Annotated in this window: 19 protein-coding genes; 12 read left to right on the plus strand and 7 right to left on the minus strand. The window is 73.5% G+C overall.

Annotated features, from left to right (window positions below; genetic code table 11):
• Positions 1-8: 8 nt before the first annotated feature.
• A complete protein-coding gene (locus D1781_RS09995) occupies positions 9-851 on the minus strand; it encodes a helix-turn-helix transcriptional regulator (RefSeq protein WP_119482164.1) in 843 nt (280 codons plus the stop codon).
• Positions 852-936: 85 nt separating this feature from the next.
• On the opposite strand from D1781_RS09995, the gene D1781_RS10000 reads away from it, so the two are divergent.
• The 10 genes from D1781_RS10000 to D1781_RS10040 all read left to right on the plus strand — a co-directional run bounded on the left by D1781_RS10000 (position 937) and on the right by D1781_RS10040 (position 8,957).
• A complete protein-coding gene (locus D1781_RS10000) occupies positions 937-1,716 on the plus strand; it encodes an SDR family NAD(P)-dependent oxidoreductase (RefSeq protein WP_119482165.1) in 780 nt (259 codons plus the stop codon).
• Between the two features lie 110 nt (positions 1,717-1,826).
• On the plus strand, positions 1,827-1,970 hold the full coding sequence (locus tag D1781_RS17555; RefSeq protein WP_158590061.1) for a hypothetical protein: 144 nt from the start codon (positions 1,827-1,829) through the stop codon (positions 1,968-1,970).
• A gap of 156 nt (positions 1,971-2,126) precedes the next feature.
• On the plus strand, positions 2,127-2,327 hold the full coding sequence (locus D1781_RS10005; RefSeq protein WP_119482166.1) for a DUF6582 domain-containing protein: 201 nt from the start codon (positions 2,127-2,129) through the stop codon (positions 2,325-2,327).
• A gap of 135 nt (positions 2,328-2,462) precedes the next feature.
• Entirely contained in the window at positions 2,463-3,548 is a 1,086-nt protein-coding gene (locus D1781_RS10010) for a YncE family protein (RefSeq protein ID WP_147392068.1), read from the plus strand.
• 96 nt (positions 3,549-3,644) lie between these two features.
• Complete coding sequence (locus tag D1781_RS10015; RefSeq protein WP_119482168.1) at positions 3,645-4,979, plus strand: HNH endonuclease; 1,335 nt, start codon at positions 3,645-3,647, stop codon at positions 4,977-4,979.
• 242 nt (positions 4,980-5,221) lie between these two features.
• Complete coding sequence (locus D1781_RS17560; RefSeq protein ID WP_158590062.1) at positions 5,222-5,650, plus strand: Ltp family lipoprotein; 429 nt, start codon at positions 5,222-5,224, stop codon at positions 5,648-5,650.
• An 89-nt stretch (positions 5,651-5,739) separates the two neighbouring features.
• On the plus strand, positions 5,740-6,312 hold the full coding sequence (locus tag D1781_RS10025) for a hypothetical protein (RefSeq protein ID WP_119482170.1): 573 nt from the start codon (positions 5,740-5,742) through the stop codon (positions 6,310-6,312).
• A 111-nt stretch (positions 6,313-6,423) separates the two neighbouring features.
• Positions 6,424-6,939 carry a hypothetical protein gene (locus D1781_RS10030; RefSeq protein WP_119482171.1) on the plus strand — a complete coding sequence of 172 codons (516 nt, stop codon included), beginning with the start codon at positions 6,424-6,426 and terminating at the stop codon, positions 6,937-6,939.
• A 138-nt stretch (positions 6,940-7,077) separates the two neighbouring features.
• Positions 7,078-8,667 carry an alpha-amylase gene (locus tag D1781_RS10035; RefSeq protein WP_199706552.1) on the plus strand — a complete coding sequence of 530 codons (1,590 nt, stop codon included), beginning with the start codon at positions 7,078-7,080 and terminating at the stop codon, positions 8,665-8,667.
• A 62-nt stretch (positions 8,668-8,729) separates the two neighbouring features.
• Positions 8,730-8,957, plus strand: a complete 228-nt coding sequence (locus tag D1781_RS10040; RefSeq protein ID WP_119482173.1) for a hypothetical protein — start codon at positions 8,730-8,732, stop codon at positions 8,955-8,957.
• Between the two features lie 15 nt (positions 8,958-8,972).
• Here the strand turns inward: D1781_RS10040 and D1781_RS10045 are convergent, their stop codons facing one another.
• From D1781_RS10045 to D1781_RS10060, 4 genes are all read right to left on the minus strand, one after another.
• Entirely contained in the window at positions 8,973-9,962 is a 990-nt protein-coding gene (locus D1781_RS10045) for a hypothetical protein (RefSeq protein ID WP_119482174.1), read from the minus strand.
• 85 nt (positions 9,963-10,047) lie between these two features.
• The gene (locus D1781_RS10050) at positions 10,048-11,214 is read right to left on the minus strand and encodes an ABC transporter permease (RefSeq protein ID WP_119482175.1); all 1,167 of its coding nucleotides are present in this window, start codon (positions 11,212-11,214) and stop codon (positions 10,048-10,050) included.
• Entirely contained in the window at positions 11,211-11,885 is a 675-nt protein-coding gene (locus D1781_RS10055; protein WP_233551245.1) for an ABC transporter ATP-binding protein, read from the minus strand. Before D1781_RS10055 ends, D1781_RS10050 begins: the two co-directional genes overlap by 4 nt.
• Before the next feature lie 11 nt (positions 11,886-11,896).
• Entirely contained in the window at positions 11,897-12,946 is a 1,050-nt protein-coding gene (locus tag D1781_RS10060; protein WP_147392069.1) for an HlyD family efflux transporter periplasmic adaptor subunit, read from the minus strand.
• Between the two features lie 174 nt (positions 12,947-13,120).
• On the opposite strand from D1781_RS10060, the gene D1781_RS10065 reads away from it, so the two are divergent.
• Complete coding sequence (locus D1781_RS10065; RefSeq protein WP_119482178.1) at positions 13,121-13,453, plus strand: biopolymer transporter Tol; 333 nt, start codon at positions 13,121-13,123, stop codon at positions 13,451-13,453.
• Here D1781_RS10065 and D1781_RS10070 read toward each other — a convergent pair.
• Positions 13,450-14,334 carry a hypothetical protein gene (locus tag D1781_RS10070; RefSeq protein WP_119482179.1) on the minus strand — a complete coding sequence of 295 codons (885 nt, stop codon included), beginning with the start codon at positions 14,332-14,334 and terminating at the stop codon, positions 13,450-13,452. The two genes, D1781_RS10065 and D1781_RS10070, sit on opposite strands and share 4 nt — an antisense overlap.
• A 63-nt stretch (positions 14,335-14,397) precedes the next feature.
• On the opposite strand from D1781_RS10070, the gene D1781_RS10075 reads away from it, so the two are divergent.
• Positions 14,398-15,039, plus strand: coding sequence for an MSMEG_1061 family FMN-dependent PPOX-type flavoprotein (locus D1781_RS10075; RefSeq protein WP_199706554.1), 642 nt, complete (start codon positions 14,398-14,400; stop codon positions 15,037-15,039).
• A gap of 19 nt (positions 15,040-15,058) precedes the next feature.
• On the opposite strand, the gene D1781_RS10080 is transcribed toward D1781_RS10075, so the two are convergent.
• Positions 15,059-15,541: a hypothetical protein gene (locus D1781_RS10080; protein WP_119482180.1), complete on the minus strand. Its 483-nt coding sequence runs from the start codon at positions 15,539-15,541 to the stop codon at positions 15,059-15,061.
• Positions 15,542-15,654: the final 113 nt, after the last annotated feature.

Genomic DNA, 15,654 nt, shown 5'->3' on the forward strand with positions numbered 1-15,654 from the left:
CCGCTCCCCTACCGCGCGACGTCCATCCGCTCGGTGCCGAGCACGGCGAGCAGCTCGAGCGCCTGCGCGTCGGGGCTGCCCGGCGCCGCCGTGTAGAGGATCACCCGCTGGTCGCGGTCGGCCACGTCGAGCACCGAGCAGTCGACCGTGACCGGACCGACGAGCGGGTGGTCGAACGTCTTCGTGATGACGGGCACCGGGTCGACGTCATGCGCCACCCACAGCGCCGCGAACTCCTCGCTGCCCCGCTGCAGCTCGCGGATCAGGCCCTGCACGGCGGGATCGCTCGGGTACCGGGCGGCAGTGGCGCGCAGCTGCAGCACCGCGTTCCGGCGGAACTCGTCGCGATCCGAGACGCGGAACAGGCTGTCGCCCGCGCCGAGGAACGCCCGCCGGGCGATGTTCCGCTCGCGCGGGTCGGCGTCCGTCAGCCCGACCATCAGCGCGGCGGCGAGGTCGTTCCAGGCGAGCACGTCGTAGGCGGCGGAGGTGACGAATGCCGCGGTCGACGGGAGGCGGTCGATCAGCTGCTGCACGCTCGGCCGCACGTCGGTCCGCATCCGGTCGGGCAGGGCGGGCGGGGTGCCCGCGAGGTGGTGCAGGTGGTCGACCTCGGCGTCGTTCAGCCGCAGCGCGCGGCCGAGCGCGGCGAGCACCTCGACGGACGGCCGCGGCGCGCGCCCCTGCTCGAGCCGCACGTAGTACTCGCCGGAGATGTGCGCGAGGGTCGCCACCTCCTCCCGCCGCAGGCCCGGCGTGCGGCGACGACTACCGGAGGCCATCCCGATCTCCGCCGGCGCGATGCGTTCGCGGCGGCTGCGGAGGAACAGCCCGAGCTCCTGCCTGTCCATGCCTCCAGTCTGCGCGCGTCGCGCACCGCAGCCAGGTACCGCCGATGCCTGCCTGCGCCGACGACACCCGCGAACGCTGAAGGGCATGACGAACATCACCTCCACCACGACCGGCCTGCTCGAGGGCAAGGTCGCGCTCATCACCGGCGGCGGGCGCGGCATCGGCGCGGCCGCCGGGCACCTCTTCGCCCGGGAGGGCGCACGGGTCGTGCTCGCCTCCCGCAGCGAGACCGAGCTCGAGGCCGCGACCAACGCGATCCGGGCGGAGGGTGGCGACGCCGCGTGGGTGCGCCTCGACCTCGCCGACCCGGACTCGGTCCGTTCGGCGATCGACCGCGTGCTCGAGCTGCACGGCCGGCTCGACGTCGCCTTCAACAACGGCGCCGCGATCCAGCAGCCCGGGCCCCTCGGCGGCACCCCGGTCGACGAGATGGACCACGTGTACCGGGTCAACTTCCGCGGGCAGTGGATCGCGATGCAGGCGGAGGCGGAGGCGATGCTGCGAACCGGCGGCGGCGCGATCGTGAACACGTCGAGCATCGGCAGCCGCCGCGCGAACCCCGCCCTCCCGGCCTACGGCGCGATGAAGCGGGCGCTGAACAGCCTGACCGAGACCGCGGCCGCGACGTGGGGCCCGGCCGGCATCCGGGTCAACGGCATCACCCCGGGTGGCACCCGCACCGAGATGATCGACGCCTGGGAGGCGCAGACCCCGGGCGTCGTCGACCGCATCACGGCGACCACGCCGCTCGGGCGGATGGGCGAGCCCTCGGAGGTCGCGGAGGCGGCCGCCTGGCTGCTCAGCGACCGCGCCTCCTTCGTGACGGGCGCGATCCTCGCGGTCGACGGCGGCGCCGGGGCGTGAGGCCGAGGGGCGCGCCCTCGTTCGGGGGCTGGCCCTCGTGGCTCGCGCGGAGGACCGTGCAGGGGTCTGGACCACCCGATCCAGGTCTCCGCCTCCCCCCAAGGCGTCTCATGCCCTCCTCCCCTGCCCTCGTCCTCGTCGACCCCCGCACCCAGCGACGCGCGGCGCTGCTGCGTCGCGCTGCCTCGATCGCGGTCGGCTGCACCGTCGCCGCGCTCAGCGCGATCCCGTTCGTGCTCTCGCTCGGGCGCTGAGCAGCGGCGTCGGCCCGTGCACCGTGGCCTGTACCAGCGCACCAGCGATGCCAAAGGCTGCTCTGCAACGCACTCCCTCCCGCCTCCGGGTTCCTCGAGTGCCTCCCGATGCGACTCCGAGCCACCGCGCCTACCGTGCGCGCAGGAGGCAGGACGATGGCGAAGCTGAGCGACGAGGACCGGAAGAAGCTGAAGGACGGCGACTTCGCGGAGCCGGAGAAGCGGAAGTACCCGATCGAGGACGAGACGCACGCCCGCAACGCGCTCTCGCGGGTGTCGGCCAACGGCTCCGAGGCGGAGCAGCGCGAGGTCCGGAAGAACGTCGAGAAGAAGTACCCGGACCTCGAGAAGGACTGACCGGGCCCGCTCGCGCCGACGCGGATCGGGGCTCCTGCGGCGTCGCAGGTGCATCGACGGCCCGTTCGCGCAACCGCGCGGTCCGCTGCCGGAGCGGACCCTACGCTGACCGCTCCGAGCCGATCGGAGGTCGCGATGGTCGCACACACCTCTTCGACCCCGGGAATCGCTCGCCGGGCGGCGTTGCTGCTCGGCGGCACCGGGGTGCTCGCGACGACGCTCGCCGCGTGCACGGCGACGCCGCCAGCGAAGAAACCCTCCCCCGCCCGCACCGGCTACGGGGGCCGGCCGATCACCGGAGCGGCCGAGCCCGGTTCGGCCCCGATCCCGACGCGGACCCCCGCCGGGCGGGTCGTCGCGCTCCCGGCCGGGACGCGTCCGTGGGGCGTCGCGGTCGCCCCCTTCGTCGGGCGGGTCTATCTCGCGGCACGACATCAGGACGCCTTCGTCGTCGTCCACCTCCGCACCAACGCGGTGCAGAAGGTCGCGGTGCCGGGCTCCGCGCGGATGATCGACCTCGTCTCCACGACCGGGCCGCTGCTGCTGCCCGCGGAGGACAAGGCGACGCTGTACGAGCTCGCGCTGCCGTCCCTGGACGTCGTCCGCTCCTCCGCGACGAAGCGTCAGCCGCACCAGGCCGTCGTCGTCGGCGACACGACGTTCGTCGCGCAGGAGTACGGCCACGCGGTGCGGGTGCTGCGGGACGGGCGTCGGGTCGCCGACCTGCCGGAGCCGGTGCAGCCCGGCGGCATCACCGCGACCGACGGCCGCGTCGCCGTGGTGGACGTCGCGACCGCCACGCTCTTCGTCTACGACGCGACGACGCTGCGGCTCCTCGCCGCCCTGCCCGCGGGCGAGGGCCCGAGTCACGTGACGTTGATCGGTGACGCGCGAGTCGCGGTGTGCGACGTCCGCGGCAACGCGGTGCTCACCTACGACCTGGCGGGCGCACCGCGTCGGCTCGGTCGTGCGGCGGTGCCGGGCCGGGCGTTCTGGATCCTCGCGGACCCCGAAGCTCGCACGATCTACGCCGCCCTCGCGAATACGAATCGCATCGTGCGACTGTCGGTCGATCGGAACGGGCACCCCACGGTCACTGGCACGCTCCCGACCGTGCAGCAGCCGATCTCGATGGATCTCGACGCCGCGAGCGGCACCCTCTACATCGGCGGGTACGCGGCCTCGCAGCTGCAGATCGCGCCCGTGAGCGCCTTCGCCTGACCCGAGCTGCAGTGCCGGCCGAACGCGATCGCGGCACCGATGCGGCCTCGAACGCGCGTTCGAAGGTCTGTCGGTGCCCCGTGATTCGATGAAAGCATGTCAGAACCCACTGATTTGGACGGTCCCCCGCCGCCCACTGACCCGATCGACCGGCTCGCGGCGCTCGACGCGCGCGAGGAGTTCTTCACCCGGACGCTGCAGCACGCGGACCGCGCGGCGAACGCCGCAGCCGCGGTGCGCCTGCACCTGATGCTCGCGGGCATGGACGCGATGCTGCTCGAGGAGCAGGAGCAGACCGGCACGATGCCGAGCGGCGACGATCCGGTCGTCACCGGCTTCTATCTCCACCAGGCGAACGAGCTGCGGGTCACGCGGTCGAACGTGCAGAAGCGGCTCGACGCGGCCCGGATGCTGCGCGACCACCTGCCGAAGACCTGGGCCGTGTTCCTCGGCGGCCTCGCGTCCGAGGAGGCCGCGGTCGTCGCGGGCACCGAGGCGATCGGGCTGCCGCCGGAGCACTTCGACCGGTTCGACACGAGGGCCGCCGAGCTCGTGCAGTCCGAGCGCACGACGGCCGTCGAGCGGGAGCTGAGCGACCTCCGCGACGAGCTCGAGCCGGAGCTGACCACCGAGCGCCACACGGAGGCGACCAACCGCCGCTCCGTCCGGGCCCGTGCGACGCGCGACGGCCAGGCGGTGCTCGAGATCCACTCGACCGCCGCCGACGTCGCCGCGGCCTACGACCGGATCCGCAAGCACGCCGTCGCCGCGCACGGGCGGGAGGGCGAGTGCCGCACCCTCGGCGCACTGATGGTCGACGGGGCGATCGACGCGATCCTCACCGGCTCGATGCGCAGGCCGGAGGAGGGCGGGCCGTCCTACCCCTTCGAGCGCCTCGGCGAGACCGCCGATATCACGCGGAAGCTCATCGACGCGACGATCCTCGTGGTGATCCCGGCGGACACGGCGACCGGTTCGGGCGACGCGCCCGCCCGGGTCGCCGGCATGGGCACCGTCGACGCCGAGACCGCTCGCACGTTGATCGCCCACACCGCGACCTGGACCCGGGCGATCACCGACCCGGTCGACGACGCGATCCTGAAGTTCGACTCGCACGAGCGGTACATCCCCTCCGGGCTGAAGAAGCTGCTGCACCTGCGGCAGCCGACCTGCGGATGCGGCTGCGGGCTCCCCGCCCACCGAGCCGACATCGACCACGTCGAACGGTTCGAGCACGACGGCAGGACCCGGCACGAGAACCTGCAGATCCTGTGCCGCCCGAGCCATCAGGCGAAGGACGCGGGGTTCGCGGACGTCGTGGTCGACGCCGGCGGCACCCCGCACTGGCGGAACAAGTGGGGCGGCGTGCAGAAGATGAAGATCGGCATGCGGATCCGGACGGTCGACGAGTCGGACGTCACCCCGTTCTGACTTCCCGACTTCAACGTCTGATTCGAGCGAATCGACCATCGCTCGCGACGAGCAGATTCGCTATCGTCCTGGCCGCGAGTCCTTTTGCAGTCCACCCGCCTGCGGCTCGTCCACCCGAATGGAAAGCCGCCATGCGCAGATCATCCGCGAGCCTCGCTGCCGCCACCCTTCTCACCCTCGGCCTCGTCGTCGGGGCGGCCGCTCCTGCAGAAGCCGCAGTTCCGAGGTCGTACCGCAATGCGTTGGCACAGGCGAAGTCCTACGTCCGCGTCCTCGACATCAGCAAGGCCGGGCTCTACGACCAGCTGCACAGCCGTTACGGCGGCCGCTTCTCCGCGAAGGCCGCGCGGTACGGCGCGAACCACGTGAAGGCGAACTGGAATCGTGAGGCGCTCGGCGCTGCGAAGTCGTACGTCCGAGTGCTCGACATCAGCAAGGCCGGACTTCACGACCAGCTCGTCAGCAAGCACGGCTCGCAGTTCACCGAGAAGCAGGCGAAGTACGCGTTGCGCCACGTCAAGGTGAATTACAACAAAGAGGCGCTCGCCGCGGCGAAATCGTACGACCGGCTCTTCCACATGTCGGATGCGGAGCTCTACGACCAGCTGACGAGCAAATACGGCGCGCAGTTCACGGCCTCCCAGGCGAACTACGCCATCGATCACCTCTGACACCGACGGGTCGGCCCCGCACGCGGCTGAGGAAGTGGCCTGACTGCATCGTGCATCGCAGGCGTGTCGTCGCGCCCTACGGTCGAGGCATGGCGCGCTTCTCCGACGACGACTTCGCCGAGCTGCGGAAGGAGCGCGAGCAGGATGCGAGCCGTCCCCTCGGTGCTGCCCGGCGCACCGACGGCGAGCAGCGGAACGCCGACCTCGAGACGTGGCTCGCGGCGGGCGACAACCTCGCCGAGAAGGCGATCGAGGCGCTCGACACGGGCGATGCCGAACGGGCGCTCCAACTCGCCCGGCGCATCGCCGCCCTGCCCGTCCTGGACGGGGAGACCCGGACCGGCCCGACCGCGGTCGACCTCCTCCTCTACAACGAGGTGGTCGCGCCGTCGTTCGACGAGGGCGAGGCGCGAGGCCTCCTCGACCTCCCCCTCCGCCTCCTGCCCGACCTGGATGCCGCCGCCGCGGACGAGCTGCGCCACGTCCTCGCCTCGATGACGGACTTCGACCTGCCCGCCGGCGTGCTGCGACGCATCACCGAGGTCGTGCCGCCCGAGCGTCGGCTCGACCCGCCGTTCGACGGCGTCGGGGAGGAGGATCTGCCGGCGGCGATCGTCTCGGTCCTCCGGCTGGTGCTGCGCCTCCGATCCGACGAGGACTGACGAGCGGCGACGAGGTCCGACGACATCGGCAGGAGTCGTGCAGGGCGGACCGCCACGATGTGAGGACGCCGCTCCCCCGAGCGAGCGATGGACTGAGCTGAGGAGTCGAAGATGGCGAGTCCCGTCGGAACGGTGCTGTCCCTCGTCACGAAGGCGTGGCCCCTGGTCCTCAAGTACGGACCGAAGGCCGTCGCCGCGCTGACCGTGGTGACCAAGTTCGTCTCGGACAACCCGAAGGTCCCCGAGTGGTTCCGGAAGCGGATCGAGGACCTGCCGAACCGTCTGAGCGACGTGCAGAAGAAGCGCGGCGACGCCGCGAAGATCCGCGGCACGCTCGACATCATCCGCGAGGTCGCCCTCGACGCCCAGCGCGCCGACGCGTCCGTGGACGCCGGCAGCTACGTCGCGCGGGCCGACCGGATCGAGCGCGGCGTACGGCTCGCGGAGACGCAGGAGCGCGGCGACCAGAAGCCGCTGCTCGCGAAGCTCAAGTCGGACACCGACGGCCTGCTCGCCGAGGTGCTCGAGGACGTGTCCGGCGACCCGAAGCCGAGCACGGCGTCCACCTCAGCATCCTCGCACCAGCCCGAGGGCCAGCCCGAACGGGTCGATCCGCCGACCGAGTGACCGCCGCGGGCTCTCGGCTGCGCAAGCGCTGAGAGCCCTGGCGCGGCGCTCGCGCCCGCTCCTACGGTCGGCCCCGTCAGCAACGGAGCCGACACCCACGACGTCCGTCGGCTCCGTCCTCGATGAGGAGGAGGACCGATGGAACCCACCCGCCCGCCGAAGCCGTTCTGGCGTCGACGTCGAACCCGGCTCGCCATGGCCGGGGTCGCCGCGCTCGCCTCCGGCGCGCTCACGACCTCGCTCGTGCTGCCCGCGACCGCGACGCCCGACAGGCCGAGCCGCAGCAGCGCGACCCCCGTGCTCGCGAACCTGTTCGAGTGGAACTGGCCGAGCGTCGCGAAGGAGTGCACGACCCAGCTCGGGCCCGCCGGGTACGCGGGCGTGCAGGTCGCACCGCCGCAGGACTCGACGAAGCGCACCGAGCTCGGCAACGGCAGCGACGCCGTGCTCCACCCGTGGTGGGAGGTGTACCAGCCGGTGAGCTACGCGCTCACGAGCCGGATGGGCACCGAGGCCCAGTTCACGGCGATGGTGAAGACCTGCCGCGCCGCGGGCGTGAAGGTCTACGTCGACGCGGTCATCAACCACATGACCGGCCAGGGCACCACCTCCTACGGCGGCCGCAGCCACACGAAGTACTCGTACCCGGGCCTGTACGCGCCGAGCGACTTCCACCGCCACCCGACGAGCTGCCCCGTGCCGCCCGCCTCCGGGTCGAGCGACCGGATGGGCAGCATCCGCGACTTCAACGACTACCGGCAGGTCTGGAACTGCGAGCTCGTCGGCCTCTCCGACCTGAACACCGGCTCGCCGGCGGTGCGGGCGAAGCTCGCGGGGTACCTGAACAAGCTGCTCTCCTACGGCGTCTCCGGGTTCCGGGTCGATGCGGCGAAGCACGTCTCGCAGACCGACCTCGCCGCGATCCAGTCGAGGCTGCGCCGCACCGTCGACGGCACGCGTCCGTACTTCGCCCTCGAGGTCGGCGCCGGCAGCCCCGGCCGCATCTCCCCCGCCGCCTACACGGGCCTCGGGCAGGTGCTCGGCTTCGACTACACGACCGCGCTCTTCAACGCGTTCAAGTCGTACGACGACGGGCAGAAGCCGCGGAACGACGGGAACATCGGGTCGCTCGCCGTGTTCGGGGAGGCCTCCGGCCTGCTGCCGAGCGCGAACGAGCTGGTGTTCGTGCAGAACCACGACACGGAGCGGAACGGGTCGAGCCTCAACTACAAGGACCCGAACAACCTGATCGCGACGCACTTCATGCTCGCGTACCCGTACGGGACGCCGCAGGTGTACTCGGGCTTCACCTGGGACACGGACACGAACCAGTCGCCGCCCTCGGACGCGAACGGGTTCGTCACCGACACGGACTGCGCGAGCAGCGCGTGGAACTGCACGGTGCAGGACCGCGGTGTGAAGGGCATGGTCGGCTTCCACAACCGCGTCGGCCAGGCGCCGGTGCGCAACTGGTACGACGACGGCGCGAACCTGATCGCGTTCAGCCGCGGGAACGTCGGCTTCTTCGCCACGAACAACGAGACCGCGGCGACGACCGTCACGGTGCGCACGGGCCTGCCGCGCGGCACCTACTGCGACGTCGTGCACGGCGTGAAGCGCGGCGGCACCTGCAGCGGCCCGATCGTCCGCGTGAACGCGAACGGTACGGCGAGCATCCGGGTCGGCCCCTACGACTCAGTCGCCTTCACCCGCAGCGACCGCCTCTAGTGCGGTGATCGCCGACTGGTGCGGCTGCGATCGCAGCCGCACCAGTCGGGAATCGCCGCACCATGCGGACGCTCGCCGGCGGCGACCGGTCGACGCTGCTCGGCGTGTTCTGGATGGGCGTCGGCTTCGCGATCGCCGCGCTCAGCGAGGTGCTGCCCGACCCGGACGCCCGACGGACGACGATCTGGCTCGCGCTCGCGTTCATCGTGCTGGGCGGGATCTTCGTGTACCTGATCCCGCCGTTCCTCACGCTCCGGTGGTGTCGGGCGCAGCGCGCGGGTCGGCGCTGACGTCCTCGCGCCGCCTCAGTAGCGCCCGCCGGTGAGCAGTCGCCGCGCGGCCTCGAGCTGCGTCGGCGAGCACGAGCCGCCGTAGCCGAGGTAGCCCCGCGGTTCGAGCGCCATCGCGCCGCAGTCCGCCGCGTGCTCGATCGGGCGGATGTCCGACTTCAGCGGCCCCGAGGGGCCCGTCGCGCCGACGCCCATCGGGTCGTAGGAGGAGAACTGCGCCGCGGCAGCGGCCAGCATCCGCTTCCTGCCCTCGTTCGTCCCGTCGTAGTTCAGCCACTGCCGCTCGTGCGAGCACTCGTGCAGCGCGACGCTGCGGACGATCTCGGGTCGCGCCATCGCGCCGGTGCCGACGACGGCGTCGATGCGGATCAGGGAGGTGCCGGGCTGGTAGTCGCCCGCCACGTCACCCATGAGGTCGGCGATCCGGACCGCGGTCGTCGGGCAGTACGGGGCGGCGTCCCGGTAGATCTGCGCGGCCAGTCCCGTGTAGGCGGCCTGGTTCTCGTAGACCACCGAGACGGACCTGGACCGGACGGCGGGTGCGACGCCGGCCGCGTCGATGAAGGACGCCGACGCGATGCGGTACGCGATCGTCGTGGCCGGCGCTGCGCCGGAGGCGGACCACGGCGGGGTCGAGACGTGGAGACCGTGCTCGTCCTGGCGGACCGGGGCCGAGGTCGACTCCCACTTCCCCGAGCCGACCCGTCGCTCGAGCGACAGCCGGAGCGCCGGAGCCGCCCCGCTGGTGCGGACGCCGTAGCCCGCAGCGAGCACGACCGTGCCGCCGTCGCCCACGACGCTCGTCGTCCGCGTGCCACGGCCTTCGATGACGAGCGGTCCGAGCTCGACGCCGACGGACTCCGAGCCGCGATTCGGCGCTCCGACCGCCACCTGCGGCCCGGCGATCGGCGCGGCCGGGCCGCCGTCCACACCGGGCAGCTGCTTCGCGGCGAGGCCGAGCGCGACGACCACCAGGCCGAGCAGGACCATGGCGGAGCGCTTCACGCCGGGCTTCTCGCGATCACCAGACCATTCGAGCAGGAGCCGCACCGGCGGGGGCAGCCCGTGTTCGAGGGCTGGTCGGGACGGGTCACTCGAAGCGGAGCGCGTCGACCACCTGCAGCCGGGAGGCGGTGCGCGCCGGCACGACCCCGAAGACGACGCCGACGAGCACGCTGAACAGCACCGCGAGCAGCACGGTCACCGGGGAGATGGTCAGCGCCCAGCCGCCGATCGCCGCGACGACCGCGGACAGCGCGATGCCGACCACGATCCCGATCAGGCCGCCCGCGACGGACAGCACGACCGCCTCCACGAGGAACTGCGTCAGGATCTGGCCGCGCCGAGCGCCGATCGCGCGGCGGACGCCGATCTCGCGGGTCCGCTCGCGCACCGACACGAGCATGATGTTCATGATCCCGATGCCGCCGACCAGCACGCTGATCGACGCGATGCCGCCGAGCAGCAGCGACAGCAGGCTCTGCACCGTGCCGATCGTGCTGATCACCGACGCCGGGTTGGTGATCGCGAACGACGCGCTGTCGTCCGGGCCGAGGCCGTAGCGGGCGCGGAGGATCGCGTCCGCGTCCGCCTGCACGCCGTCGACCGCGTCCGTGCTCGTCGCCGCGAGCAGCACCGAGGTCACGTACGGCGTCTGCGCGAACAGGTCCCGGGCCGCCGCGATCGGCACATAGGCCGTGCCGCTCGTGGTGAAGCCGGTCGCGTCGTCGAGCACGCCGACGAGCGTGAAGACGCGCCCCTCGACCGTGAGCGGCTGCCCGACGTCCTCGGCCGTGACGTGCAGGGCGTTCGCGGCCGCGGTGCTGAGCACGACCGTGCTCGCCTCGGCGCCGCCGGGGAAGCCCGGGAGGAATCGGCCGACCGACAGGGCCGGCTTCTGCACGGCCTCGTACTCGGCATCGACGCCGACGAGCGAGAGCTGCTCGGTCTCGCCGTCGTGGACCACGTCGCCGCGGCCCGAGACGGTGGTCGCGACCCGGGTCACGTCGGGCGTGCCGCGCAGGGCCGCCGCGTCCGCCTCCGTGAGCGCGGTCGGCCCGCTGCCGGTCACCGTCACCGTCGTCGCGCCCAGCGCGTTCAGAGAGCCGGTGATGCCGCTCGTCGCGCCGCTCGCGATCGAGGTCAGCGCGAGCAGCGACGCGACGCCGATGATCACGCCGAGCATGGTCAGGAGGGAACGCGTGCGGGCCGCGACGAGGCGCGAGAGCGCCAGCGCGACCGTGGTGCGGAGGTTCACGCCGCCACCTTCGCCTCGAGCAGGCGCCCGTCGCGGATCGCGACCCGGCGGTGCGCCCGCTCGGCGATCGACGCGTCGTGCGTGATCAGCACGATCGTGCGGCCCTCGGCGTTCATCGACTCGAGCAGCTCGAGCACCGCCGCGCCGGACCGGGAGTCGAGGGCGCCGGTCGGCTCGTCCGCCAGCACGAGCGCCGGCTCGGTGACGACGGCCCGCGCGATCGCGACCCGCTGCTGCTGGCCGCCGGAGAGCATCGTCCGGTCGTGCTCGAGGCGGTCGCCGAGCCCGAGCGCGGCGAGCACCTCCGCCGCCTTCGCCCGCGCCGTCTTCACCCGCTCGCCGCGGTACAGGAGGGGCGCGGCCACGTTGTCGAGCGCGCTCGTCTGCGGCAGCAGCTGGAACTGCTGGAACACGAAGCCGATCGCGTCGCCGCGCAGCCGGGTCAAGGCGTCGTCGCCGAGGCGGCCGACGTCCTCCCCCGCGACCTCCACGGTGCCGGCCGTCGGGCGGTCGAGGCAGCCGACGAGGTTCATCAGCGTCGACTTGCCCGACCCCGAGGGGCCGACGATCGCCACGAACTCGCCCGGCTCGATCGAGAGGCTCACCCCGTCGAGGGCGACCGTCGTCGTGTCGCCGACCGCGTACTCGCGCCGCACGTCTGTGAGGCGCACGACCGGGCCCGTCACTTCGACCCTCCCGTCGCGGCCAGCGTCGGGGAGGCGCCGGTGACGGAGGTCGGTGGCCCGAGCCGCCGCGTGGTCGCCGCGACCTCGCCGGACGCGCCGACGACGACGCGCTGCCCCGCGCGGGGGCCGGACCGCACCTCGACGGCCGTGTCGCCGACGAGGCCGATCTCGATCGGGACCGCGCGCGTGGCGTCGCCGTCCACGACCCGGACGCGGAGGTCCTGCCCCGCGCCCTCGATCGCGGCTGCCGGGACGGCGACGACGTCGTCCGCGTGTGCGGTGGTGATCGCGCCGGTGGCGGTCATGCCGATGCGGGCGCCGGACGGGATGCGGTCGAGACGCACGAGCACCGGGTAGCGGAGGGCACCGCTGCTCGCGTCGGGCACCTGCTCGACCGCGTCGACGACGCCGGTCGTCGTGGCGGTGCCCGCGGCCAGGGTGATCGCGACGCGCTGCCCGGAGCGGACCTCGGCGATCTGGTTCTCGCTGATCTCGAGCGCGGCCAGCACCCGTCCCGCGCCGATCGTCACGAGCCGGCCGGCGTCCGCGTGCGCCGCGGTCGACACCGACCGGACGTGCCCGCTGACCGGCGCATCCACGTCGTGCAGCGAGCCGTCGGCGCGCTCGACCCGCGCGATCCGGTCGCCGCGGTCGAGCCGCTGCCCGGGCTCGACGGACACCGAGTCGACCGTGAGCGAGCCCGCCCCCGCCTGCGCCGAGCCGCCGCCGCCGCCCGTGCCGCCCGTGCCGCCTGCGCCGCCCGTGCTGCTTCCGGTGCTGCCGGTGCTCGCGCCGGCGCGGGCCGTGAGGGTCGCCGTGCCGTCCGCGTCGACCGCGTAGGTGTACTGGTCGACGAGGGTGCCGGTGCCGCTCACGGACCGGATGACGTCGGTGCTGCGCGCGACGGCCGTCAGCGGCGGGTCGGCCGCCGACGCGCGGTCGGCGATGACGACCCCGGAGGCGACCGCCCCGCCGGCGACGACGACCGCGACCACGCCCAGCACCCACCAGCGGCGGGGACCCCGCCGCGCTCCGACCCCTGCCATGACCGCTCCTCCGCGCTCCGACCGCCGGTCCCGACGATCGGGTCCAGCGTCGTCGCGGGCGGCAGCCGGGGCGTCCGGCGCGGGGATGCTCCTCGACTACTCCGCCGGTCGCAGCGCGGGCGCGATTAAGTCCTCCCTGGGCCGGACACGAGCCGCCGGTGAAAGGGTGGCGCGATGACCGACGACCCCGGGCGGGACGATGCGGCGGAGGACCCGCACTACTTCGTCGTCCGCGGGCGTCGGTGGCGGCGGACCGATCCGGATCTGCCGGAGGACGTCGTCGCGGCGCTGCAGTCGCACCTCGGGTCCGCCCGGGCGACCGTGGGTGCGGCCGGGCGCCGCGGCGACGAGGCCGCGGTCGCCGCCGCGCGGCGACGCGTCGGCGTCGCGAAGCACGGTCTCGGCGAGCGCGGGCCGCGCTGGTGGGAGGAGCCGCTGGAAGGGCGGATCGAGCGGGCCCGGGATGCGCTCCGGGACCTCGAGGAGGGCGATCCTGCCGACGGCTAGCGGTCCGCCGCCGGCGTCGCCGGGGCGCTGCGGCGCGCGACGATGCCCACCACGGCGATGGCGGCCGCGACGAGCAGCGGCGGCACGACGAGCTCCGGCGCCGCGAGCGCCTGCTGGAACACGCCCACGCCGAAGTCCCGCATCTCCGCCGGGTAGCGGGCGTAGACGCGGGTGCCGGCCGCGGCCGTCACCGCGGTGATCAGCGCGGGACCGACCCAGAGCGCGACCGCGGCGAAGACCGCCGCCGCGATGCGGCCGGGCGTGCGGACGCCGCTCCACGCGACCGCGACGCCCACGGCGATCGGCGCGAGCCAGCGCGGCACCTCGAGGATCCACGAGGGTCCGGAGAACAGGGACGTCGGCGCCACGACCAGCGCGTTCAGCCACGACGGCAGCAGTACCGCCGCGAGCGCCGTGCCGACCACCACCGCGGCCGGACGCCGAGCGGCGAGCAGCAGCAGCACCGCGACGCCGACGAAGATCGAGAACAGCGATCCGGCGACGAGCAGGCCGAGGTAGACCGCCGACTCCGTGCGCCGCTGCAGCCCGCCGTTCACCACCGCCGCCGTCTGCACCACCGCGACCAGCTGCACGAGCACGACGCCGACGGCGATCGCGACGACCCGCCGCCGCGTCCGCTCCCCCGGCAGCAGCCGGGCGGCGAGCCCGCCCCCGGCGCCGCCGATCACGAGGAGCGCGGCGAGCGTGCCGAGCGCGTACTGGCCGAACGGGAGCAGCACCACCGGCGACGTCGAGGGCGTCACCGGCGTGGCCCACAGGTTCTGCAGCGGGAGGCGCATCCCGTGCACGAGCCACGGCAGCAGCCCGAGCGCGCCGCAGACGACGCCGGCCAGAGGAGGGAGCCAGGGACGCCGCCGCATGAGCGCACCGTAGCCGGGGCGGGGCGTTCGCGCGCCGATGCACGGCGGGCCTACGGTCGAGTCGTGAGCGCGACCGACACCTGGACCGGGATCGACAGCCTCGAGCAGCTCGTGGCGGTGATCGGCGAGCCGAACGCGCGGGCGCGGAACAAGACGCGACCGGCGCTGGTGGAGGTGGACCGGCAGTGGCTCGCCGCCACGCCGTTCTGCATCATGGCCACCGCCGACGCGGAGGGCCGCTGCGACGCCTCCCCCAAGGGCGACCCGGCCGGGCAGCTCGTCCACGTGCTCGACGACCGGACGATCGCGCTCGCGGAGCGGCCCGGCAACCGCCGCGCGGACGGCTACCGGAACATCCTGGTCAACCGGCACGTCGGGCTGAACTTCTTCATCCCGGGCCGCGGCGACACGCTCCGCATCAACGGCCGCGCGCGCCTGGTCGCGGAGGCGCCCTTCTTCGACGACCTCGTCGTCAAGGGCCACCGCCCGGTGCTCGCCGTGGTCGTCGAGATCGAGGAGCTCTTCTTCCACTGCGCGAAGGCCTTCATGCGGTCCGGCCTGTGGGACCCGGCGACGTGGGACCCGGACGGCCTCGTGCCGCGCCGCGCGGTGGTCGCGAAGCAGGTCGAGCCGGACGGGCGCACCGTCGAGCAGCTCGACGACTACTACCGTCCCGAGAACTACGGCGCCGGGCTGTACGCCTGACCCGCGGGTCGGCGCCGCATCAGCGGCGCAGGTTCGCGAAGGGCAGCGCCCGGTAGCGGTCCTTGAAGTCGCCGAGCATGCGCGTCTCGACGACGGCCGCGTCCTCGTGCGTCGGGTTCCAGGCGACGAGCAGCGCGTCCCGGTCCTCGAGCTGCCAGAGGTACCGGCCGCCCCAGTGCCCGACCGGCTCGCCGGCGGCGAAGCGGCGCAGCTCCTCGAGGCGCTTCCGGAGGTCGGCGGCGGAGGCGACGTAGAGCACCTCCGGCTCCTCGACCCACGCCTTCTCGAGCACGGCGACCTCGACCGTCGGGTCCTTCTTGCGGAAGCGGCCCGCCGGGTTCGTCTCGGCGAAGCGCGGCGCCGGGTCGGCGGACCGCAGCACGGCGTAGACGCCGGGCGCCTCGGGCACCTCCGCGTCGGCGATGCGGCCGACGGGGACGAAGCCGGTGAAGCCGCCCTCCTCGAGCGCTCGGCGGGACCAGGGGCGGGCGTGCTCGGACACGGGGGCGGGCTCCTTCTGGCGCGTGCGGGGCCCGGCAGCGGCCGGACTCCGGCAGCACTGACGTCGACGTGCCCCGGACGAGGGGCACGAGCACTCTGGAAGACGCCGCGCGC

It is taken from the genome of Amnibacterium setariae (assembly GCF_003581425.1).
GTDB classification, from domain to species: Bacteria; Actinomycetota; Actinomycetes; order Actinomycetales; family Microbacteriaceae; genus Amnibacterium; species Amnibacterium setariae.